This window comes from Streptomyces sp. NPDC057543, assembly GCF_042801895.1.
Lineage (GTDB): Bacteria > Actinomycetota > Actinomycetes > Streptomycetales > Streptomycetaceae > Streptomyces.
In genome coordinates this window covers 1-20,789 of record NZ_JBHVFF010000150.1, presented here as the reverse complement: position 1 = coordinate 20,789, position 20,789 = coordinate 1, and the positions used below count along the sequence as shown (strand labels likewise).

The window sequence follows — 20,789 nt, the reverse complement described above, 5'->3', positions numbered from 1 at the left end:
CCCGCCACCCCGGCGACGGGTCCGTCGCGGCTCCGTTCGCCGGCCTCAGCCGAACTGCACCGACCGCTTCGCGAGTCCCATCCAGAACCCGTCGATGACGCTGCGGCCCCGGTCCAGCTCGTTCTCCGACGCGCCGAGCGTCACGAAGAGCGGCGCGAAGTGCTCGGTGCGCGGGTGTGCCAGCCGGCCGGCCGGGGACTTGTGCTCGAAGTCCAGCAGGGCGTCGATGTCCCGCGCCTGGAGCGCCCGGTTCCCCCAGTCGTCGAACTCCGCCGACCAGCCGGGGGTGCCGCCGCCCGCGTGCCGCAGGGCGGCCAGGTTGTGGGTGAAGAAGCCGCTGCCGACGATCAGGACACCCTCGTCGCGCAGCGGCGCGAGCTTGCGCCCGATGTCCATCAGCTTCTGCGGGTCCAGCGTCGGCATGGAGATCTGAAGTACGGGGATGTCGGCACCGGGGAACATCTCCACCAGCGGGACGTACGCCCCGTGGTCGAGCCCGCGGTCCGGGATGTCCTGGACGGGCATACCGGCGCCGCGCAGCAGCTTGCGTACGTTCTCCGCCAGCGCCGGGGCGCCCGGGGCCGCGTACCGCACCTGGTAGTAGTGCTCGGGAAACCCCCAGAAGTCGTACACGAGCGGGACCGTCTCCGTGGCGCCGAGGGCGAGCGGGGCCTCCTCCCAGTGCGCGGAGACCATCAGGATCGCGCGGGGGCGGGGCAGAGAGGCGGACCAGGCGGCCAGTTCGCCGGGCCAGAGCGGGTCGTCGGCCAGCGGCGGCGCGCCGTGGGAGAGGTAGAGGGCGGGCATGCGCTCCGCGGTGACAGTCATGGCACTCCCCATCCGCTGCTGATCGAGGTAAGTCTTTTACAGGTGTCTTTGAGAAGGAAGGATTCTTTAATCTTCAAGCTCCTACCTCCCGAGATCTTAGCTCCATCTAGTTAAACTTTCAAGAAAAGGTCGTACAGTGGAGTACATGATCCCGGCATCCCCCGGCGAGCCCCGCTGGCTCTCCGACGAAGAGCAGCGCGTCTGGCGTGCGTATCTCCACGCCACGACACTCATGGAGGACCATCTCGACCGTCAGCTGCAGCGCGATGCCGGCATGCCGCACATCTACTACGGACTGCTCGTCCAGCTCTCCCAGGCGCCCCGCCGCCGGAAGCGGATGACCGAGCTGGCCAAGGACGCCAAGATCACCCGCTCCCGGCTCTCGCACGCCGTCGCGCGGCTGGAGAAGAGCGGCTGGGTGCGCCGCGAGGACTGCCCGTCCGACAAGCGCGGCCAGAACGCGGTCCTCACCGACGAGGGCTACGAGATGCTGCGCCGGTCCGCGCCGGGACATGTCAGCGCCGTGCGCCAGGCGATGTTCGACCGGCTCACTCCCGAGCAGATGCGCTCGTTGGGCGAGATCATGCAGGTCGTCGCCACCGGACTGCAGCCGGAGGGCACGGACGCGGATCTGCCCTGGCTGCGCTGAGCCGCCCGCCGAAACAGCTCTGCCCCGGTCCCGTCGAACGGAACCGGGGCAGAGCCGCGTTCAAGCCACTTCAGGTCTCACGGCCACGTCAGTGCGCGACGACCGGAACCTTGAACTCGTCCTCGACACCGTCGGCGTCGCCCGAACCGGAGGCTCCGCCCGTCGCGGCCATCGAGGGACGACCGGCGTTGATGAAGGTCAGCGCGATCGCGGAGGCCGCCACCAGGATGCCGACGGCCCACCAGATGGCGCCGGTGAAGCCGTGCACCATCGACTGGAGCTTCAGCAGCTCCGGGTCGGTGGCACCGAGCGCGGCGTGCGAGGTGGCGTACGCCGTCGCGGCCGAGGCGGCGACGGTGTTCAGCAGCGCCGTACCGATCGCGCCGCCCACCTGCTGCGAGGTGTTGACCATCGCGGACGCGACGCCCGAGTCCCTCGGCTCGACACCGTGCGTGGCCAGCGACATGGCCGGCATGAATGCCGTACCCATGCCCAGGCCCAGCAGGAGCTGCGCGGGCAGGATGAGCAGGGTGTAGGAGGAGCTGATCTCCAGCTGCGTGAGCAGCAGCATGCCGACGGCGGCGGTCAGGAAGCCGGGGCCCATCAGCTTGCGCGCCGGAACCCGGGTCATCAGCCGGGCACCGATCTGCGTCGAGCCGGTGATCATGCCCGCGATCATCGGCAGGAAGGCGAAGCCCGTCCTGATCGGCGAGTAGCCCCTCACGACCTGCAGGTAGTACGTCAGGAAGAGGAACAGCCCGAACATCGCGATGATGGCCAGCCCCAGCGAGAGGTAGACGCCACCGCGGTTACGGTCCAGCAGGACGCGCAGCGGCATCAGCGGCGACGACACCCGGGACTCGGTCACGACGAACGCCAGGAGCAGCACACCGGACGCGATGAACATGCCGATGGTCAGCGCGTCCGACCAGCCCGAGGACTCGGCGCGGGTGAATCCGTACACCAGGGAGACCAGCCCGAGCGCGGACAGGACGACACCGGGGATGTCGAGCGACGAGCGGTTGCGGCTGCCGGCCGGCTCACGGATCACGAAGTACGCGCCGAGGGCGGCGACGATCGCGAACGGGATGTTGACGAAGAACGTCCAGCGCCAGTTCAGCGCCTGGGTCAGGAAGCCGCCGAGGATCAGGCCGACGGCGCCGCCGCCACCGGCGATCGCACCGTAGATACCGAACGCCTTGGCGCGCTCCTTGGCATCGGTGAACGTCACGGCGAGCAGGGACAGGGCAGCCGGGGCGAGCAGCGCGCCGAAGACGCCCTGGAGCGCACGGGAGCCGAAGAGCATGCCCTGGTTCTGCGCGGCACCCCCGAGCGCGGAGGCCAGCGCGAAGCCGATCAGGCCGACGACGAAGGTCCGCTTGCGGCCCCAGAGGTCGGCGATCCGGCCTCCGAAGAGCAGCAGCCCGCCGAAGGCGAGGGCGTAGGCCGTGATGACCCACTGCTTGTTGGCATCGGAGATACCCAGTGCCGTCTGGGCGTGCGGCAGCGCGATGTTCACGATCGTGGCGTCGAGTACGACCATCAGCTGCGCGAGGGCGATGAACGCCAGCGCTTTCCAGCGGCTGGGGTCCGGGAGTCGGATGTCGGCTGTTTTTGGCATGGAGGGATCCACCTAAGGGCGCACGCGGGCGCGCGGAGTCATGAACCGAGAAGTCGGCGAACGGGCAGGTCGGTCAAGGACGGTCGAAGACAGCGACCGTCGGCGAAAGGAGGACGGCGAAAGGGAGGACTGTGGAAGGGAGGACGGTGGAAGGGAAGGCGGTGAAAGCGCGGGTCGTGAAAGGGCTGGTCGCGAAAAGGCTGGTCACGAGGACGCGGGTCGTGAGGACGCGGGTCGTATGAGGGCTAGGCGTGAAAGCCCGGGTCATGAAAGGCATGGCGTGGTCGAGGCGCACCGGCCGCCCGATGGCGGGCCCGGTGCGGGCATCATGACCGGCGCCGCAGATCCTCCAAGGTCGCCGCCGTTCCGGGCAGCCGGGACCGGGCCGGGGTCTCCAGTCCGTCCAGGAACAGCTGTAGATGGCGGTGGGTGAACCGGTCGATGTCCAGGCATCCGATGCCGGGCAGCGGCCGGGTGAGCTGGGAGAGGGCGACCAGTACGTCACCGACGGCGATGTCGGTACGCAGACGCCCCGCGGACATGGCGCGCGACACGAGCCCTTCGACAGCCTCTTCGAGACGTCGGCGCTCGGCGAGCAATTCGGGATGGTCCTTGTCGAAGCCGCCGGACAGCATCGGGCACAGCGCCCCGATGCGTTCATCGGCCGCCGCGTGCACGAAGCGGCTGAGTGCGGCAAAAGGATCGGCCTCCTCGGCCATCGCCTCCTCCGCGCGTTCGGTGGTGCGGGAGGTGACCGCGAGCACGACTTCGTGCGTCAGCGCGGCCCGGTCGGGGAAGTTCCGGTAGAGCGTGGCGTTGCCGACGCCGGCGCGGCGGGCCACCTCGTCGAGCGGCACATCCGGCCCGAACTCGACGAACATCTCGCGCGCGGCCGTCACGATCCGCTCCCGGTTGCGCAGCGCGTCCGCCCGCGGACGGGCCGTCCGGGGCTGCGCCGCTCCGGTGGCGGTGCGGGTGACGGTATCCACGACGACTGTCCCTGCCTTCCGACTCTTGTTGTTCTTGTTGCTCTTCCGGACGTTCTGGAGCCTCCGGGTCTGCTGACCCCTCCGGCCCTCGTCGCCACGCCGTTCGTCGCCGCGACTCTCTTCGTTCTTCATGGCGACCCCCTTCCGTAACCGGGGACCACCTCCCCGGTTCGCGGGGACACAGGTTCAAACGGGGAAAGACTCCCCGGATATTTCCCCAGCACAATGTGACCTGACCCACACCCCCAGAACGGGAAAACCAACCGATCGGCGCACTCAACGAGCGGTGCCGCACCACCCGTCACAGGCTGATCCGCAGAGCGCAGTCCGGGGCCGGCCGACTGCCGCGGACCCCGAGGCGCCTCTATGCAGAATCCCCGCCGCCGGATACGCAAGCATCACCACCCGATCGCGCTCGCTTCGGCAACAGCCCTGACCATCGCGACTTTCGCCTCGGCCAGCAGCACCCTTCCGATATCCAGCCGGGCCTCGGCCGGCCCGGTGGCCACCGCCCCGTCCGCGGGGATAGCCCCGTGCCGCATACCGGCGACCATGGGCGTACAGATGTCGGAGGGCATGCCGACACCGGAGGGCTACGCCCGCTCCACGGGCCGGCTCCACGCCCTCAACCTGATGATCGACTTCCCGGACGCGCCGGGCCCCGAACCGGCGATGGACCGGTTCGCCGAATTCTTCCCGCAGACCGTCAACTGGTTCCGGACCGCCTCGTACGGGCGACTCACCTACGTCCCCGACGCCCCAGTGAAGTCCTGGCTGCGGATGCCACTGCCGTTCTCGGAGTACGGGATCGAGCGCGGATCACCGTACGAGCCGGGCTACCGCCACCTCGTCCAGGACATCGTCGCGGCCACCGGTACGAAGGTCGACTTCAGTACGTACGACCTGGTCAACATCCTGGTCACCCCGAACGCCGGGCCTTCCGCCCTGGACACCGTGCTGTCCGTGACCTTCTCCGGCAATCAGGACGCACCCCACGTGGACGGCGTGCCCCTCGGCAACACGTCCTTCATCTACAGCCACCAGGACGACGGCTCGGGGTCGTTCAAACAGACCGGATTCCGCGTCCTGCCGCACGAGAACGGGCACATCTTCGGCCTTCCCGACCTCTACACCGTGGAGGGCGGCGGCGCGGCCGGGCACTGGGACATCATGTCCGAGGACTGGGGGGCCAACAACGACTTGCTCGGCTGGCACAAGTGGAAGCTCGGCTGGCTGGACAACAAGCAGATCAGCTGCGCCGCCAGGCCCGGCACCAGCGACCACGTCCTCGAACCGCTGGCCACCCGGGGCGGGACGAAGCTGGCGTTCGTCCCGCTGAGCGACGTGTCCGGCTACGCGGTGGAGGTACGGACGCAGGCGGGCAACGACCAGGAGGTCTGCCGGCCCGGCGTGCTCATCTACAAGGTGAGAACGGACGTCGACACCGGTCAGGGGCCGGTGTCCGTCATGGACAGCACCAAGGACAGCGGCGGCTGCACCCGGCTGCCCAATGTGCACGCCGGGCTCTCCGACGCCACCTTCCAACCCGGCCAGACCTTTACCGACCGGGCCGCCAAGATACGCATATCCGTGGTCGACAAGGAGGACAACGGGAAATACCGCGTCCGGATCACTCGTCCCTGACCACATCCCCGGCCGCCCGCCGCACCTCCGCCTCGACGGGCCCGCGCAGCTCCCGCTTGAGGATCTTCCCGGTCGGATTCCGGGGCAGCGGTTCCTCGCGTACGAGCACATGGGCCGGGACCTTGAACGCGGCCAGGCTCCGCCCGACGTGCGCCCGCAGCTCCTCGGCCGTGACGGTCGCACCGGCCCGCAGCCGGACGACGGCCGCGACCTCCTCGCCCAGGACCGGATGCGCCACCCCCAGCACTGCGGCGTCCTCCACGTCCGGATGGTCGTGCAGGACCGCCTCGACCTCCACGCAGTACACGTTCTCGCCGCCGCGGATCACCATGTCCTTGATCCGGTCGACCACCTCGACCCGCCCCTCACGCACCACCGCGAGATCGCCGGTCCGGAACCAGCCGGCGGTGAACGCCCGAGCGGTCGCCGCCTCGTCCCGCCAGTAGCCGCGGACCAGGGACTGGCCGCGCAGCCACAGCTCACCGACCTCGCCCTCGGGCAGCGCCTCGCCCGCGGGACCGGCGATGCGCACCTCGGTGGTGGGCGTCGGGCGGCCGACGCTGCCCGGGTGGAGCCGGTACTCGGTGCCGAAGTTCGCCAGGACACCCCCGCTGGTCTCGGTCAGGCCGTAGCCGTTGCGCGGCTCGATCCGGTCTCCGTGGCGGGCGGTCAGCCGCGCGACCAGATCGGGCGGGGCGGCGGCCCCACCGGTGTTCAGCATCTGGAGGCTCTCCAGGCCGTCGCCCGTCCGCTCGGCCGCGGCGAGCAGTTGGAGCGCGGTCGTCGGGACACCCGCGTAGTGCGTGACGCCGTGCTCACGGATCAGCCGCAGCGCCTCCTCCGCGCCCCACTTCCGCATCAGGACGAGGGTCCCGCCCGCCGCCATCGCCGCGTAGAAGCCGGTGAACGCGGCGACATGGAAGAACGGGAACGTCAGCAGCGTCACGGGGGCGGGCCCCTGCCCCGGGATGATCCCGCGCCCGAGCGCGGAGGCGGCCGCGTGGTAGCGCGGGTTGAGTACGGCCCCCACCTGGGCGAGATGGGTGGCGACGGCGCCCTTGGGCCGACCGGTGGTGCCGGAGGTGTAGATGATCGTCGCGTCGTCCTCGGGCCGGATCTCGACCTCGGGGGGCGCGGCGAGCGGATCGGGCCCGGGCAGGTCCTCGTACCGCTCGACGCCGTCCGGAACCGCGCCCTCCGCGTGGCAGACGACGACGCGCGCGCCGTTCTCCGCCGCCCAGCCGGCGACCCGCGGCAGCCGCTCGCCGTCCACCAGGAGCACCCGCGGCCCGGAGTCGTCCAGCGCGTACGCGAACTCGTCCTGCGTCCACCAGGCATTGAGCGGCACGGCGACCAGACCGGCCAGCTGCGCGGCCCAGAAGGCGATCTGCCACTCCGGGTGGTTGCGCATCGCGATGACGGCCCGGTCGCCCCGGCGGAGCCCGTACGTCCCGGTCATCCGGCACGCCAGCGCGGACGCGGCGGCGAAGAGCTCGGCGTACGAGTAGCGGCGCTCCTCCGCGATCAGGAACGGCCGGTCCCCGAAGGCCCAGGTGGTCTCCACGAACTCTCGGAGCGTCCTGGGCCCGTCCGCGTACACGAGCGACCCCGCGTGCGCCCCGTCCTCCACCCGCACCACGGCGAACGGGGCTCCTGGGGCGGTGAGCGCGGCTTCGATATGTGGCACGGACGACCTCTCTAAGCGCTTGCTCAGTACTCTTCGCGACGGTATGCCCGCGCCCATTCCCCGTCAAGGGAGCCGTCCGGCCCGGTCCCGACCGCGGATCGGAGCCTGTCGGCGTTCGCCCGGACTGTGCGACGAGATAACGGACAGCGGACGCCGAACCCGCGACGGCGGCAAAAGGACAGCCCGATCCGCCGGACGCGGTCTACGGTCGCCGCACCTCGAACTGGAAGCAGCCGTACTCCAGCGCCCGCACGTGTACCAGTGCCACCTCCGGCTCGGCGAACGCTTCCTCGAAGGCCCGGTCGAACCCGGCCTCGGCGTTGTCGGGGATCTCGAAGAAACGCCCTCCGACGATGTGTCCTTCGGCGTTGTAGCGGCGGATGGTGCGCAGCGCCCCGGGACGGGCGAAGGGATAGCCCCGGACGCCCCGTGGGGCTCCACATTCATCGGCGTGGATGAATACCGGCCCCGCCTCGTCGTAGGCCCCGGGCTCGGCCCCGGCCGCCATCGCCCACCGGCGCAGCGGTGCGTAGGAGACGAGGGCGACGCGTTCGCCGGGCTCGATGGCCCGCAGGCAGCACCGCAGCGGACTGCCTACGCAGTCGAGGGGGACACCGTCCTCGCGTGCGGTGTACGGCCGTAGTGGCTGTCCGACGTCATCGACGTGGCGGAGTTCTTCGAGTGCGGCGGGCGGGATGGGGAGGGGCGTGTACGTGGTCATGGGTCCAGCGTCGGCGGCTCGCCCGTGACCCGCTGGCGGAATTCGGACGCGATGGTCCATCCGTGCCTCTGCAACGTATCCGGCAGCTCTGCAGCTCACGAACGGAGCCGGAGCCGAAGTCGAAGCCGAAGCCGGAGCCGAAGCCGAAGCCGGAGCCGAAGCCGAAGCCGAAGTCGAAGCCGAAGCCGGAGCCGAAGCCGAAGCCGGAGCCGAAGCCGGATCTCGGCGACAGCGACGAGGCCGTGGAAGTCGCAGGCGCGCTTGTCGCACCTCGTGGCCACGGCTCGAATTCGTTCCTGCGTCTGTACGCCGGGAGGGCCGTGGGCCGAGAAGTCAGGGGGCGGGGCAGCCGTGCCGCTTGCCCGACACGGTGGCGTACGACTCCAGAATCCGCTTCAGCGCCGCGGGGTCACTCGTTGCATCCGTTCCGACGGCGCCGTCCGCCGCCTTGCCCTTGGCGCGCACGAGCTTGAAGTAGGCGGTCCCGATGGCGCCCCCGCATTCGAGGGTGCGCGTGTAGGCACCCTTCACCGTGCCCGGGTACTTGCCGTCGAGATACATCTCCTCCTCCGCCGACGGCCCGTAGTAGCCGGTCATACTGAACAGGCCCAACTCGCCCCGGCTCATCTCGCATTGTTCCGTCAGCGCACGTCCCGCAGGCTTCTCGGTGGCGTCGGTGACGCGCAGCCGAGCAGCTTCACGCCCGGTCACCACACCGCCGCACGTGCCCGTCGCCCGGCCGACGGGCCGCGTCGTCCACTTCGCGCGGTCCACAGCCCCCGGACGTTCGCCGAGCGCGCCCTCGCACTCGGCGCGGCCGGCCGCACGGCGCGCCGACTCCGTCGCGACCCGCGCCACTTGGAGCAGCTGCCGGGCGGAGAGATCCTCCGACTTCTCGCTCGTCTCGGCCGTGACGAGCAGACCGGCGCCCGCCATCGTCTTGCAGTCGACCAGCACAGCGGCTCCCGGCGAATACCCGCTCACGAAGGACCCGGTCCAACCGTGACCGATCGGCGTCGCCGACGCTTCCGCGGCAGACCCGCTCGCCCGGTAGGCCGCCCGTGGCCATACCCGGAGCTTGAGGACCGGCCCGCCGCCATCGCCCTCGGCCCAGACCGAGCACCACTGGGCGTCGTACCCGCCCCAGTCGGCGGTGTGACCGCGCGCCTTCAGCCTGGCGCCGTCGAAGAACTGCCGCGCCTCCTCCACCGCGAGGGAGCCCTGGCACCGGTCTCCGAGGTCTTCGCCGTCACCGTCCTTGGACCAGACGGTCCAGGCCAGCCCGCCGGCAACCAGTACGAGAAGCAGCCCCCCGACGTACAGGGACAGTCTCAGCCGCGTCATTCGTTCCCCCCGGAAGCGGTTGTTGCATCAGTAATACGCCGACAGCCGTCGTGCGGGCCGTGCGCCCACCACGGTGCGCCGACCGTCGGCGCGTTCCGCAGGGGTGACTCCGCTTCAGATGATCTCCCCTGTACTGCCGTCCTTCTACAGCCTACGAGTTCGAATGTCCGGGGCGGCCAGGGCCGGGAGCGGCAAGCGAGCATCGGCGTTCCCGGGCCGGCCAGTACGTACAAGAGCGCCGCGAGAGGCGCGTCGCTGAGCGTCTGCGGCACCCCTGGAGGGCATGCAGGCCCGGTCCCGGAAAGGTTGCCAGTCCGCGCGGCGTGGGCTCGGACGCCGGCTCCATGCGGCTGTCATGTGGCCAGGGCCGGCGCTCTGTCCCTCCTCCCGAAGGCCATCATCCGAGGCTCACCAGCCTGCCTGCCTCCAGCAACAGCAGGCAATGAACCCTCACGGCTCCAAGGTGACCCCGGCCCCGCGCAGCAGTGCGGCGAGGTCGTCGGGGATGGGCATGGGAGTGGTCGGCCCCACGCGTGTGCGGCCGGTGTTGCCGCCGGGATACTTCCCGGCCGCCGAGCCGGGGCCGGCCACGACCAGGCGCACGAGCTGGCCGAGCACCTCGCGCAGGTCACGGTCGCGCAGAGCGAGGCGGAGCATCACCGCGTGCGGTATCCGGTGGCAAGCACGACCGCGTCAGCCGCAGGTCTTCTGCCGGGCCGACGGCGCCACCATGGCCGAGCGCGTCTCCGCGCTCCAGGCGTACCTGGTGCGCTGCCGCCCACCCGACTGCACCGGCTGACCCGCGGGCGCGGGTCGTTGACCGTTGGTCAGGAGCGCAGGTCGAGCATGGCGGACATGGCCGCCACGACGGGCGGGGCGACTCGGTAGTAGACCCAGGTACCGCGCCGCTCGGAGGTCAGGAGCCCGGCCTCGCGCAGCTTCTTCAGATGGTGGGAGACGGTCGGCTGAGAGACGCCGACGTCGGAGATGTCGCACACACACGCCTCGCCGCCCGCATGCGAGGCGACCTTGGAGAACAGGCGCAACCGCACCGGGTCCGACAGCGCCTTGAACATCACGGCCATCTTCACCGCGTCATCCTGCGACAGCTCCCCGGCCGTGATCGGCGGGCAGCACGGCACCACGGTCCCGGCGTCCAGGACCGGCAGCTCCACAACCTCTGACTTCGACATACGTCTATGTTGACACTCATCGATACGCAGTGGCAAGCTCCAGACATCGACAGCAATCGAAACAGCGGTCGGACCGGCCGCCCATCTCGGAGGACATCACCGTCATGACCACCACTGCAGACCTTCCGGTTGTCGTCATCGGCGCCGGCCCCGCCGGGCTGGCCGCCGCCGCCCACCTGGTCGAGCGCGGCATCACCCCGCTGGTCCTGGAAGCCGGTCCGGTCGCCGCTTCCGCGGTACGTGACTGGTCGCATGTGCGACTGTTCTCCACCTGGGGTGAGGTCACCGACCCAGCAGCCGAGAAGCTCCTGGCGCCGACCGGCTGGACCGAGCCCGACGCTGCCACCTACCCGTCCGGCGGTGACTGGGCCGAGGAGTACCTCCAGCCGCTGGCCGATGTCCTGGGCGAGCGCGTCCGCTTGGGCGCCACCGTCACCGGTGTCTCACGCGCCGGCCGCGACCGTATCGTCGACGCCGACCGCGAAGCCCAGCCCTTCGTCGTCCACTTCACCACTGCCGACGGCGGTGAGGAGCGTGTCTTCGCCCGCGCGGTCATCGACGCCTCCGGCACCTGGACCACCCCGAGTCCGGCCGGGGCCAGCGGTCTTCCCGCCCTCGGCGAGAAGATGGCGGCCGACCGCATCACCTACCGTGTCCCCGACCTCAAGGACCCCGCCGTCCGCGCCCGTTACGCCGGCAAGCGGACCGCCGTCATCGGCTCCGGCGCCTCCGCGTTCACCGCCCTGGCCATGCTCGCCGATGTCGCGAAGGACGAGCCCGGTACGCACGCGGTGTGGATCCTGCGCCGCGGCATCAGCGGCTCCACCTTCGGCGGCGGCACCGCCGACCAGCTCCCCGCCCGCGGCGCCCTCGGCCTGGCCGCGAAGGCCGCCGTCGACAACGGCCACGCCGACGCGGTCACCGGCTTCCGCACCGAGGCCATCGAGCGTGACGAGGACGGCCGTCTGATCCTGGTCGGCGAGGACGGACGCCGCCTGGCCCCGGTGGACGAGGTGATCGTGCTGACCGGCTTCCGCCCCGACCTGTCCTTTCTCTCCGAGATCCGCCTCGGCCTCGACGAGCGCCTCGAGGCTCCCACCGAGCTGGCCCCGCTCATCGACCCCAACCAGCACTCCTGCGGCACCGTCTACCCCCACGGCCACCGCGAGCTCTCCCACCCCGACTCCGGCATCTACCTGGTCGGCATGAAGTCCTACGGCCGCGCCCCGACCTTCCTCGCGAGGACCGGCTACGAGCAGGTCCGTTCCATCGCCGCCGCGATCGCCGGCGACCTGACATCCGCCGACAAGGTCGAACTCACCCTCCCCGAAACCGGAGTGTGCGGCGGCTCCGGCATCTTCGACGACCCGGCAGCCGACCAGACCGACAGCACAGGATGTTGCACCACTCCGGCACCCGCTCTCGTACAGATCGGCGCCGGAACCGCTCTGCCGGTCGCAGCCACCGAGGAATCGTCGTCGTCCGGCAGCTGCTGCTGACCTGATCCCAGCGCCCCGGCCCCCCGACGGCCGGGGCGCTTCCCCTCTGTGTCAGGAGGATCGTCATGTCCCGAGTACAGCTCGCCCTGCGCGTCCCCGACCTTCCCGCCTCGATCGCCTTCTACAGCAAGCTCTTCGGCACCGAGCCGGCCAAACTGCGCGCCGGTTACGCCAACTTCGCCATCGCCGACCCCCCGCTCAAACTCATCCTCATCCAAGGCACGCCGGACGAGGACACGCGCATGGACCACCTCGGCGTCGAAGTCGACACCACCGAAGCCGTCCACGCCGCCACCACCCGCCTCGCGGCCCAGGGACTGGCAACCGACGTCGAGAACGACACCACCTGCTGCTACGCCCTCCAGGACAAGGTCTGGGTCAACGGCCCCGGCCAGGAACCGTGGGAGGTGTACGTCGTCAAGGCCGACGCCGACTCCATGGCCAAGCAGCACGGCAGCACCTGCTGCGCGGACACGGCCATCACCGAAGCAGGCCCAGGCGCACCGGTCGAGGCCGGTGGCTGCTGCCCGTGACCGAGCTCGACGCCCACAGGGCCGCGACCGGAACAGCGGACCGGTCGCGGCCCCGCGCAGTACTCCCGGCCCTGTGCATCACACAGATCACCAGCTGGGGAATCGTCTACTACCCGACGACTCCCGCTCCTCGCAAGGACGCCCGCAGACACGTCAAGCCTCTCAAGATCACGCCCGCATCCTCTCAAGGACTCACGCACGGCACGGAACGGAAAATTCACCTTCCCGCACCACACTCCGCCCCCCCTCGACCATCAACCCCGGCACACGCAAGCAGCAGGTCAGAGGCATGCGGCAACCGCTTTCACCGAGCTACCCCGATACGGAAGCCCCTCACAGGCACGGATCCGCTACGCTGTCCCTGGTCGGTCGTCGGTACGTCCCACTGTCTGCCCAAGCAAGATCGCAGAGAGCACCGCACCCCGTCTGACCAGTGGGCTTGTACGCCTCGCCGGAGATCCACTCGCTGGGTTTTCCCCGAGGCTCTCTACAAGCCCCCGCCTTCGTAGCTCAGGGGATAGAGCACCGCTCTCCTAAAGCGGGTGTCGCAGGTTCGAATCCTGCCGGGGGCACCAGCCAAAAGGCCCCGGACCGATCATGGTCCGGGGCCTTTTGACGGCACCAGTTGACGGCAGTCGCGTCTCAGCGCCGACACGTGGAGTTATCACGTGGGCTTCATGACGTGCCCCAGCGCGACGAGACCCACGCCAACCGCGAGTAACGACAGGCAGTGCTGCTGGTCAGGTGGGGGTTTCGAGTCCAGCCAGGAGGTAGGCGATGTCGAGTCCGGTGGTGAGGTACCGCTCGAAGGTCTGGTTGTTCAGGGCCCAGGATGATCGTCGCTGTCGGATGAGGTCGATGGCGGTGTTGGCGTCCTGGCCAAGCTCGATCAGGGTCTGTGCGACGACGAGGGCGGAGCGGTTGTAGCCGGAGTGGCAGCGCACGAGAACGGTGCGGTCGTTCCGTACGGCCTCTGCGGCGGTGACGGCCAGCCGTTGGACCGAGTGGAGCTGCTCGGCTGTGAGCGGGTTGTCGGGGATCTCGCTGATCAGATGCTCGACTCCAGGGTTCGGTCCGTGGCCTGTTCGAGTGAATAGGCTGATGACCAGGTCGAATTGAGCGTCAACGACGGCGGTCCGCACAGCACCGTCGGGGTCGGCCCAGAAGTGTCCGCCAATCCATAGCCGTGACCTGACTTCATTCCACGGTGCTTGTGGTTCGGGGGCATCGCGGTCCTTCTGACGTGTCTTCACCGGCACTCCTCTCCCAGAGAACCAACGACACGGTCAGGCGCTCGTGTTCCCTCATTGAGCCCGTGGTCAGCCAAGGAGCTGACCACGGGCAGAGGCTATAGACCAAGCTCAGGTGGCTGGCAGACGGCGCTTGAGCAGGCGGTCCATGTGGCTGATCGCCTCCCGCTGGGTGTCGTGGACGACGTGGGTGTAGACGTCCATCGTGATGCTGATCTGGCTGTGGCCGAGGATCTCCATGATGACCCTCGGCGCGACGCCGGCCGCCGTCAGCAGCGTGGCGCAGCCGTGCCGCGCGTCGTGCAGCCGGACCACCCGCAGACCGGCACCGGCAGCGACCCGCGTGAACGAGCGGTAGACGTTCCGCGGCTCCACCGGCCGGCCGTTTCTCGTGGCGAAGATGTAGCCGCCCTCGGACCAGACGACGCCCGTATCGGCGAACGTCTCCCGCTGCCTCAGCCGGTGCCAGCGCAGCGGTGCGACGCACAGGGCGGGCATCGGGACGACCCTGCGGCGACGGCTCTTGGGGTCGTCGTCGTAGAGCGTGCCCCGGCGGCGCTGGGTCTGGTGGCGGACGTGCAGCACCCGGTTGTCCAGGTCCACGTCGGACCAGCGCAGGCCCACCAGTTCACCGCGCCGGAGACCCATGCAGATGGCCAGCATGAACGCGGCGTACAGCGGGTCTCGGCGCGCAGCCTCAAGGAAAGACAGGGTCTCTTTCAGGGACCACGGGTTGATCTCGCGCTGTTTCACGCGCGGCGGCTCGACCAGTGATGCAACGTTCCGGGCGATCAGCTCCTCTCGGACCGCAGCCGTGAGCGCGGTCCGCAGCACCCGGTGCGCTTCCTTCGCCGTCGCGGCCGTCTGGGCGGTCTGCACCCGGGTGATGAACCGGCGCACGTCGGCGACGCTCAGCGACTCCAGCCGTTTGGTGCCCAGCATGGGGAGCAAGTAGAGCCGCACGTGTGCCTCGTACTTGTCGTAGGTGCTGAGCTTGCGGCGCGGCTCGATGTAGTGCTCCAGCCAGTACGGCAGCCATTCCGAGAGCTTGGCGGACCGGGTCGGAGTCGGGATGCCCTGACGGTCACGGCGCACCAGCTCCTGACGCTTGGTGTCGCACTCCTCCCACGTGCCGCCGTAGACGGTCTTGCGCTTGCGGGTGCCGTCGGGCTGAGGGACGTACACCCGGGCTTCGTATCGCCCGTCTTTGCGCTGCCAGATGCTGCCGGCGCCGTTCGGGTTCCTCTTGCGTGCCATCAGGCAGCTTCCTCCAACTGGTGATCGATAAAGGATCGGAGAGCGTCAGCGGGCACCCTGCGGCATCGACCGATCTTGATGCTCTTGAGCTGACGCGAGCGGATGAGGTCGTAGACCTTGAAGCGGCTGAGGGCGAGCGCGTCCATAACTTCCGGGACAGTGAGTGCTCGGTGAGTGGTGGGCAGGGCAGAACTCACTGCGGCCTCCAAGGGCGGAACATCGGGAGCGGGCGCGTGTCTGTCCAAGGCGCGGATCTCTGCGTCACGGCGTCACCAGCGTCACGTATGCCTCCTGAGCTGGGGTTTTGTGGTGACGCAGAGGTGTCGGAGTGCGTCATCTGTGACGCAGGCGTCCGTCACGGTGACGCGGGCTGTGACGCAGGTGACGCAGGATGACGCAGCCGAAAGGGCTCTGCGTCACGGCTGTTACGGCAGGTCAGGGGCTGATTCTGGCCGTCCGGTGACGCTGTGACGCAGAGCTTCCTTTCTTAAGAAAAAAGAAGGGGGTGGTTTCTGTTGTGGTGCCGCCGCTGAAAGGCGTGAATGCGGAGCCGCGAGGCGGCGCGTCCTTTGGGCGGCAAGCCGCCGAACTACAAGAGGAGCACGCCGCGCCGTGGCCCGGGGGGCGTGCTCCTCTTGCTTGTCGGCCGCGCCGGTCAGAGCAGCGGTGGCTGCTCGTGCGGCGACGGGACCGGACGGCGGGTCATTTCGACGTAGCGCCCCTCTCTGGTGCGGCCCCAGTCGATGAGGACCCCTCGCGCGGCGAGGGTGGGCTGAAGGCGTTTGAGGCGGTCGGAGAGGACTTTGCCGGTGGTGGGCCACCCTTTGGGCAGGGGGCGGCAGTCGTCGCCGCTGTAGAGGCCGGTGAGGCTGAGCAGCCACTCCGAGGACGTCATGCGCTGCTCTGCGCCCGGGTCGAGGGTGGCGGCGTGCTTGAGGACGGTCTGCGCGAGCAGGTCGCCTTCGATGACGTCGTCGTTGAGGTCGTCCAGGCTGGTCCGGTAGGCGTTGAGCGTCTGGAAACTCATCGCGGCGTCGAGCTGCGCGCACAGGTGCGCGAAGTCCGCCATCCGCAGGTCCGTGGGGGTCTCCGCCTCGGCCGCGCGGACCGAGACTGTGAGGTCGAGTAGTGACCCGAGGATGACGGGCAGGGCCTCCTCGAACTCCGCCCACAGCTCGGCCTCGGTCCGCCGCACCGTGGGGCGCTCCAGACGCAGGGGCAGCAGTCGTTCGGCGAGGTCGGGGCGGATGACGCCGACGTCGATGCCGGTCAGCAGCAGCGGGCGGCGGTAGCGGGAGCGGACGACATCGCCGTCGCTGAACAGCGCGCGCTTGATGCTCTCGGCCCCGGTGACGATGCAGCACATTAGGTCGGACAGGTCCGGGGCCAGGTGGCTCAGGTTGTCGAGGGCGGTGACCCATCCGGCGGCGACGGCCGTGATCAGGTTCTCCTCGTCCTTCGGGGCCCGGCGCAGGTCACCGGTCATGCCCTCGATGATCCTCACCAGCATCCGGCCCGCCGTCGACTTGCCCGCGCCCTGGGGGCCGGTGAGGAAGGGGGCGGGGACGGGCACGGACGGGCCGAGGCAGCCGATTAGCCAGGCCAGGGCCAGGCTCTCGGTTTCGGCGGTGGCGAAGTTCGTCAGCCGCAACAGCTGATCGATGCCCTTGCTGTCGGTGTCGCGGGCAGGCATGGGGAGTTCCCCGGTGAGCTGGGTGCGCCGCCAGCACACCTCGCGCGGGTCGGGGACGCGAATGTCCCAGCCGGTGGGGTGGATGCGGACGGACTGTCCGTCGTCGCGGCCCAGGTCCAGCCACGTCGCCCCGTCGAACCCGGGGGCGACACGGATGTGTGTGGGCTGAACGTCCTGGCTCAGTGCGAGTGCTTCGATCAAGTCCAGTGCCTCCTTGAGCGAGGTCCCGTTGAAGACGCCGACCCCGTCGTTGAAGAGGTCGACCATGAGTTCCTGCCGGTGGCTGCCCGTCGTTCCTTGCGAGCGGATCGGGCGGGCCACGGGGTGGCCGATCCGCTGGGCGTAGACGGTGCCCTCGGTGGTGCGGAAGTACCGGAAGTGCGCCTGCGCGTACTCGGTGATGACCTCACGGGCCGGGGTCTTCTCGTCCTCGGACATGGCTCACATCCCCAGTGCGATACGGGCGTTGGTCCACGCGTCGGTGCAGTGCCGGGGCGATTCGCCCTTGGCCTGAGCGGCGGTGAACAGCCGCTCAACGTGGGCGTCGCTCAGGCAGCCGCACCGGCCGTGAGCGGACAGCACGGCGAGGAACGTCCGGTAGACGGTCGTGTGAACCGCGCTGCGGGCCTCGGTGATGCGCTGCTCGGCCATGGCGATGCCGCGCTCCAGATAGGCGGGCATGCGATGACGACACTCCCCGCTCCCGGTAGGTGCGGGCGCCGTGACGGCGAGCGGTGCGGGCCGGGCCGTGGACGGCTCCTTCACGGCCAGCGCGCGCACGACGTCCGGCAGGTCGGTCATGGTGCCGGTGCCGGGGCCGAGCCACCGGGCGTAGGACATGAGCGACTTGATGTCGACACTGGGCCGCACAGCGTTCGCGGACTGCATCGCACCCCGGTAGATCCAGTGCTCCCCACGAGTGGTGGGCACGGTCCGGGTAGCGGGAAGCGACTCGCGGGCCCAGGTGACCGCGTCGGCGTCGTCCAGGTCGACGACGGTGAGCCGGGCGCCGCCGGGGTGGTAGGCAACCGCGTGGGCCTGCCGCCACGCCTCGGCCCATGCCGGGGACTGGAGCACTGCGGGGTCGGTGGTGGCGGCAGCCCAGCCATGGCACGGTCGCAGGCACTGGCAGGGGCCCGCGACCTTCATGTTCGGGCGCCCGCCGCACGCGTTCCCCGCGCAGGTAGGACAGTTGCCGAAGGGGAGCTTGCCCGCGCGGAGGGGCAGGACGGGAACGCCTGCTACCGCGAGATCCAGGCTGTCTCGCCGGATGGGGGTGGGTTGGGTCATGCTGGGTGTCTCCAGTTCTCGTGAGAGAGCGGCTGGACAAGGGCGGCCCCGGTTCATTGGCGTGAGAGGGGGCCGCCCTTGGCGTAGCTACTCGCAGGTGCAGTCGGAAAACTCGGCGCTGCCGTTCGCGCCGCATCCGCAGCAGTGCGGGTACGGGTAGGGCTCGGTGTCGTCGGCGGGGTCGCAGAGTTCGCAGTCGAGGTACTCGGGTTCCTCGGCCGTGTCGTGGTCGGTGGCGGTGTTGCTCACGCGGGTGTTCCTCTCGGGTGGGGAAACGGGGCTGTGGAGGGGTGCGGGCGGGTGGTGGACACCCCCCTTTACCGGCCTTACCTTGCAGGTCAGGGGCCCTTACCTCCCCCTCTACCGGGGTAAAGGGCCCCCTCTACTCCGCAGCCCTTCACGGAGGCTGTGGGACGGGCGGTTGGAGGGGTGTTCGGTGGGGGCGGGGTAGTGAGGTCCCCCTTTACCTGCCGGTGCTGAGGAGGATCTCGGCGGGCACGGCGGCCTCGATGTCGCGGCGCTGGTATCCGGCGGCGTTGGAGCCGTTGATCTTGACCTGCTTGCTGGTCCGCTTGACCCCGGCGGCCTCCAGCTCGGCGGCGAGCTGTTCGGCGTTGAAGTCGCCGTACACGTCCTCGTCCAGGTTCACGAGGCCGTTGAGCAGGTCGGTGGTGAACATGCGCGGGGAGTGCCGCATGACCTCAAGGGCGTCGGAGACGATCGCGGAGACGGTGACGCCGGCCGCGTCGGCGGCGGCGGTGACATCGCCCGCGGCTTCCCCGGTGAGCTGCCCGGCCTGCTCGCGCAGGACGCGGCCCTTGCGGCACAGTCCGGCGAACGTCGGGCCGTCGAGGTAGTCCGCCCGCACCGTCACATACGACGCGGGACCGGTGACCAGCACACCGACGCCCTTGTGCTCTTCGGACAGGACCGAGGCGTCGGCGCCCTGGGCGGCCTTGCCCTTGCCGAGGACCATGTCGCTGCTGGCCCGGTCGACGACCTGGGTCGAGTAGCGGATGGTGATGATCTCCCGCAGCTTGGTCGGCACGCTGTCGGCGTCGGGGCGCTGGGAGGCGAAGTTGCTGATGAATCCGGCGGCCGGTCCGCGTCGGGCGATGCGGCACAGGTCGTTGATGACCTGCTCGCGGTCCTCCTTCTCCATCGCGGTGAAGTACTCCTGCAGTTCGTCGATGGTGACGAAGATGACCGGCAGGTTGTACTTGGCGACGATGTCCGGGGTGAGCTTGCCCTCGGGGCAGACCGAGGTGGGCAGGTCCCTCAGCAGGGCGAACCGGCGTTCCATCTCGGTGAGGAGTTCCGCGAGCATGGCCTTCAACGCTTCGATCGCGTCGTCCTCGGCACCCATGACAAGCCGGTGCGCGACGGCCTTCATGGGCATCCAGTCCGCGCCGCCCTTCCCGTCCGCGACATAGTGCCGCACGTACGCGTCCAGGAGACCAGCGGCGGTGAGCAAGCGCTGGGAGAACGTCTTGCCCCGGCGCGGCAGGCCGCCGAAGAACATCGACTGCCACATCACCGGGATGTTCACGCGGACGCCCCGGGCGTCCTGGCCGAAGGGAACCGGCCTTCCCGACTCGGCGGAAGGGACGACTCAGTGATCTCCGCGCAGACGTGGACTGATGCTCAGCGGCTCTGGGATTTCCAGCAGATGCACCACGAACCGCGGCCCTGCTCGGTCGGTATCGGTCTCGGCAGTCATGACTTGGGGGTTGCTGATGTGACCGTGAACCTCTACCAGCGCGGCATGTTCCCGCTGATCGTCTTCACGGGGGCGACCAGCCGGACGACACGCGACCGGATGCCCCGGGGGGAAGCCGAGCACTATCGGGAGCGGGCACTGGAACTGGGCGTTCCCACATCAGCGATCCTCGTGGAGCCGAAAGCGCGGAACACGGGCGAAAACATCAAATTCGCACGCGAACTACTCGCAGAGCGAGGCATTGACGTGTCATCCGTACTGCTCGTGAGCAAGCCGTACGAGGAGCGACGGGCCTACGCAACAGCCCGCAAGCTCTGGCCGGGAGTCGAGATCGTCAGTGCGTCGGCACCCATGACGCTCTCGGAGTACGTCGACTCCATGAAGGACCCGCGTCTCGTGTTGGACATGCTCGTGGGGGCCCAGCAGCGCCTGCTCATCTACCCGGAGCAAGGGTTCATGATCAGGCAAGAGGTACCGGACTCCGTTGCCGCGGCCTACGAGCGTCTGTGTTCCGAAGGGTTCACGAGCCGCCTCGTACCGGCGAATTAGGGGGCTCTGTGGGCCATGCGTGGGCCAGACGCCGCCACATAGGCCCGCTATAGGGCATAGGTGCAGGTCAGACGTAGTGAAGCCGCTGCAACCGCAGCGCTCTTGAAGGCCGTCACTGTGCGAGCGCGGTAAGAGTTTCTCTACTTCATCAAGCACCCGTCGTCGCTTCGCTCCTCCGGGCGGGAGCGGGCGGCCGGCGGCGGCGACGGAGACGGGGTGGCCGAGCAGCGGGGACAGCTCGGCGGCGACGGCCTTGGCGGCGGCGGAGGCGTCGATGCCGGGGAGCAGCAGCACGATGCAGCCGCCCTGCACGGTCTTCAGG

19 protein-coding genes, 1 tRNA gene and 1 pseudogene are annotated in these 20,789 nt (G+C 69.5%); 6 read left to right on the top strand and 15 right to left on the bottom strand.

What is annotated here, in order from left to right; all coding sequences use genetic code 11:
- Nucleotides 1-45 precede the first annotated feature (45 nt).
- Entirely contained in the window at nucleotides 46-828 is a 783-nt protein-coding gene (locus tag ACFU8Q_RS23860) for a dioxygenase (RefSeq protein ID WP_384457218.1), read from the bottom strand.
- A gap of 145 nt (nucleotides 829-973) precedes the next feature.
- On the opposite strand from ACFU8Q_RS23860, the gene ACFU8Q_RS23855 reads away from it, so the two are divergent.
- Nucleotides 974-1,477: a MarR family winged helix-turn-helix transcriptional regulator gene (locus ACFU8Q_RS23855; protein WP_384457216.1), complete on the top strand. Its 504-nt coding sequence runs from the start codon at nucleotides 974-976 to the stop codon at nucleotides 1,475-1,477.
- An 88-nt stretch (nucleotides 1,478-1,565) separates the two neighbouring features.
- Here ACFU8Q_RS23855 and ACFU8Q_RS23850 read toward each other — a convergent pair whose 3' ends face one another.
- Both ACFU8Q_RS23850 and ACFU8Q_RS23845 read right to left on the bottom strand, forming a co-directional pair.
- Entirely contained in the window at nucleotides 1,566-3,098 is a 1,533-nt protein-coding gene (locus tag ACFU8Q_RS23850) for an MFS transporter (protein WP_384457214.1), read from the bottom strand.
- A gap of 326 nt (nucleotides 3,099-3,424) precedes the next feature.
- Entirely contained in the window at nucleotides 3,425-4,087 is a 663-nt protein-coding gene (locus tag ACFU8Q_RS23845; RefSeq protein WP_384457222.1) for a TetR/AcrR family transcriptional regulator, read from the bottom strand.
- Between the two features lie 366 nt (nucleotides 4,088-4,453).
- Between ACFU8Q_RS23845 and ACFU8Q_RS23840 the strand changes: the two genes are divergently transcribed.
- On the top strand, nucleotides 4,454-5,731 hold the full coding sequence (locus tag ACFU8Q_RS23840; protein ID WP_384457212.1) for a M6 family metalloprotease domain-containing protein: 1,278 nt from the start codon (nucleotides 4,454-4,456) through the stop codon (nucleotides 5,729-5,731).
- On the opposite strand, the gene ACFU8Q_RS23835 is transcribed toward ACFU8Q_RS23840, so the two are convergent.
- The 5 genes from ACFU8Q_RS23835 to ACFU8Q_RS23815 form a co-directional block, all read right to left on the bottom strand.
- Complete coding sequence (locus tag ACFU8Q_RS23835; protein ID WP_384457210.1) at nucleotides 5,718-7,475, bottom strand: class I adenylate-forming enzyme family protein; 1,758 nt, start codon at nucleotides 7,473-7,475, stop codon at nucleotides 5,718-5,720. The two genes, ACFU8Q_RS23840 and ACFU8Q_RS23835, sit on opposite strands and share 14 nt — an antisense overlap.
- Nucleotides 7,476-7,620: 145 nt before the next feature.
- Nucleotides 7,621-8,139, bottom strand: coding sequence for a DUF1203 domain-containing protein (locus ACFU8Q_RS23830; RefSeq protein ID WP_384457208.1), 519 nt, complete (start codon nucleotides 8,137-8,139; stop codon nucleotides 7,621-7,623).
- 333 nt (nucleotides 8,140-8,472) lie between these two features.
- The gene (locus ACFU8Q_RS23825; protein WP_384457206.1) at nucleotides 8,473-9,483 is read right to left on the bottom strand and encodes a hypothetical protein; all 1,011 of its coding nucleotides are present in this window, start codon (nucleotides 9,481-9,483) and stop codon (nucleotides 8,473-8,475) included.
- A 450-nt stretch (nucleotides 9,484-9,933) separates the two neighbouring features.
- Complete coding sequence (locus ACFU8Q_RS23820) at nucleotides 9,934-10,155, bottom strand: DUF3703 domain-containing protein (RefSeq protein WP_384457220.1); 222 nt, start codon at nucleotides 10,153-10,155, stop codon at nucleotides 9,934-9,936.
- 155 nt (nucleotides 10,156-10,310) lie between these two features.
- Complete coding sequence (locus tag ACFU8Q_RS23815; protein ID WP_384457204.1) at nucleotides 10,311-10,676, bottom strand: ArsR/SmtB family transcription factor; 366 nt, start codon at nucleotides 10,674-10,676, stop codon at nucleotides 10,311-10,313.
- 104 nt (nucleotides 10,677-10,780) lie between these two features.
- Here ACFU8Q_RS23815 and ACFU8Q_RS23810 point away from each other — a divergent pair, with 104 nt between their 5' ends.
- The 3 genes from ACFU8Q_RS23810 (at nucleotide 10,781) to ACFU8Q_RS23800 (ending at nucleotide 13,283) form a co-directional block, all read left to right on the top strand.
- Nucleotides 10,781-12,175: an NAD(P)-binding domain-containing protein gene (locus ACFU8Q_RS23810; RefSeq protein WP_384457202.1), complete on the top strand. Its 1,395-nt coding sequence runs from the start codon at nucleotides 10,781-10,783 to the stop codon at nucleotides 12,173-12,175.
- A gap of 65 nt (nucleotides 12,176-12,240) precedes the next feature.
- Complete coding sequence (locus ACFU8Q_RS23805) at nucleotides 12,241-12,708, top strand: ArsI/CadI family heavy metal resistance metalloenzyme (RefSeq protein WP_384457200.1); 468 nt, start codon at nucleotides 12,241-12,243, stop codon at nucleotides 12,706-12,708.
- 499 nt (nucleotides 12,709-13,207) lie between these two features.
- Nucleotides 13,208-13,283, top strand: a tRNA-Arg gene (locus tag ACFU8Q_RS23800).
- A 165-nt stretch (nucleotides 13,284-13,448) separates the two neighbouring features.
- Here ACFU8Q_RS23800 and ACFU8Q_RS23795 read toward each other — a convergent pair.
- From ACFU8Q_RS23795 to ACFU8Q_RS23765, 7 genes and pseudogenes are all read right to left on the bottom strand, one after another.
- Entirely contained in the window at nucleotides 13,449-13,961 is a 513-nt protein-coding gene (locus ACFU8Q_RS23795) for a protein phosphatase (protein ID WP_384457198.1), read from the bottom strand.
- Between the two features lie 108 nt (nucleotides 13,962-14,069).
- Entirely contained in the window at nucleotides 14,070-15,215 is a 1,146-nt protein-coding gene (locus tag ACFU8Q_RS23790) for a tyrosine-type recombinase/integrase (protein ID WP_384457196.1), read from the bottom strand.
- Complete coding sequence (locus tag ACFU8Q_RS23785; RefSeq protein ID WP_384457195.1) at nucleotides 15,215-15,412, bottom strand: helix-turn-helix domain-containing protein; 198 nt, start codon at nucleotides 15,410-15,412, stop codon at nucleotides 15,215-15,217. The genes ACFU8Q_RS23790 and ACFU8Q_RS23785 overlap by 1 nt, the downstream gene beginning before the upstream one ends.
- 458 nt (nucleotides 15,413-15,870) lie before the next feature.
- Nucleotides 15,871-17,346: an ATP-binding protein gene (locus tag ACFU8Q_RS23780; protein WP_384457193.1), complete on the bottom strand. Its 1,476-nt coding sequence runs from the start codon at nucleotides 17,344-17,346 to the stop codon at nucleotides 15,871-15,873.
- 3 nt (nucleotides 17,347-17,349) lie between these two features.
- Nucleotides 17,350-18,198 carry a bifunctional DNA primase/polymerase gene (locus ACFU8Q_RS23775; RefSeq protein ID WP_384457191.1) on the bottom strand — a complete coding sequence of 283 codons (849 nt, stop codon included), beginning with the start codon at nucleotides 18,196-18,198 and terminating at the stop codon, nucleotides 17,350-17,352.
- An 87-nt stretch (nucleotides 18,199-18,285) separates the two neighbouring features.
- Entirely contained in the window at nucleotides 18,286-18,447 is a 162-nt protein-coding gene (locus tag ACFU8Q_RS23770; RefSeq protein WP_384457189.1) for a hypothetical protein, read from the bottom strand.
- A 214-nt stretch (nucleotides 18,448-18,661) separates the two neighbouring features.
- A pseudogene (locus tag ACFU8Q_RS23765) lies at nucleotides 18,662-19,783 on the bottom strand (FtsK/SpoIIIE domain-containing protein); the annotation flags it as partial.
- Between the two features lie 30 nt (nucleotides 19,784-19,813).
- On the opposite strand from ACFU8Q_RS23765, the gene ACFU8Q_RS23760 reads away from it, so the two are divergent.
- Nucleotides 19,814-20,467 carry a YdcF family protein gene (locus tag ACFU8Q_RS23760; protein WP_384457187.1) on the top strand — a complete coding sequence of 218 codons (654 nt, stop codon included), beginning with the start codon at nucleotides 19,814-19,816 and terminating at the stop codon, nucleotides 20,465-20,467.
- Nucleotides 20,468-20,789: the final 322 nt, after the last annotated feature.

What these genes read in the sequence shown, in the direction of transcription:
- ACFU8Q_RS23860 (WP_384457218.1), bottom strand. Translation starts at nt 828, where the DNA reads ATGACTGTCACCGCGGAGCGCATGCCCGCCCTCTACCTCTCCCACGGC.
- ACFU8Q_RS23855 (WP_384457216.1), top strand. Translation starts at nt 974, where the DNA reads ATGATCCCGGCATCCCCCGGCGAGCCCCGCTGGCTCTCCGACGAAGAG.
- ACFU8Q_RS23850 (WP_384457214.1), bottom strand. Translation starts at nt 3,098, where the DNA reads ATGCCAAAAACAGCCGACATCCGACTCCCGGACCCCAGCCGCTGGAAA.
- ACFU8Q_RS23840 (WP_384457212.1), top strand. Translation starts at nt 4,454, where the DNA reads ATGCAGAATCCCCGCCGCCGGATACGCAAGCATCACCACCCGATCGCG.
- ACFU8Q_RS23835 (WP_384457210.1), bottom strand. Translation starts at nt 7,475, where the DNA reads ATGGGCGCGGGCATACCGTCGCGAAGAGTACTGAGCAAGCGCTTAGAG.
- ACFU8Q_RS23830 (WP_384457208.1), bottom strand. Translation starts at nt 8,139, where the DNA reads ATGACCACGTACACGCCCCTCCCCATCCCGCCCGCCGCACTCGAAGAA.
- ACFU8Q_RS23825 (WP_384457206.1), bottom strand. Translation starts at nt 9,483, where the DNA reads ATGACGCGGCTGAGACTGTCCCTGTACGTCGGGGGGCTGCTTCTCGTA.
- ACFU8Q_RS23815 (WP_384457204.1), bottom strand. Translation starts at nt 10,676, where the DNA reads ATGTCGAAGTCAGAGGTTGTGGAGCTGCCGGTCCTGGACGCCGGGACC.
- ACFU8Q_RS23810 (WP_384457202.1), top strand. Translation starts at nt 10,781, where the DNA reads ATGACCACCACTGCAGACCTTCCGGTTGTCGTCATCGGCGCCGGCCCC.
- ACFU8Q_RS23805 (WP_384457200.1), top strand. Translation starts at nt 12,241, where the DNA reads ATGTCCCGAGTACAGCTCGCCCTGCGCGTCCCCGACCTTCCCGCCTCG.
- ACFU8Q_RS23790 (WP_384457196.1), bottom strand. Translation starts at nt 15,215, where the DNA reads ATGGCACGCAAGAGGAACCCGAACGGCGCCGGCAGCATCTGGCAGCGC.
- ACFU8Q_RS23780 (WP_384457193.1), bottom strand. Translation starts at nt 17,346, where the DNA reads ATGTCCGAGGACGAGAAGACCCCGGCCCGTGAGGTCATCACCGAGTAC.
- ACFU8Q_RS23775 (WP_384457191.1), bottom strand. Translation starts at nt 18,198, where the DNA reads ATGACCCAACCCACCCCCATCCGGCGAGACAGCCTGGATCTCGCGGTA.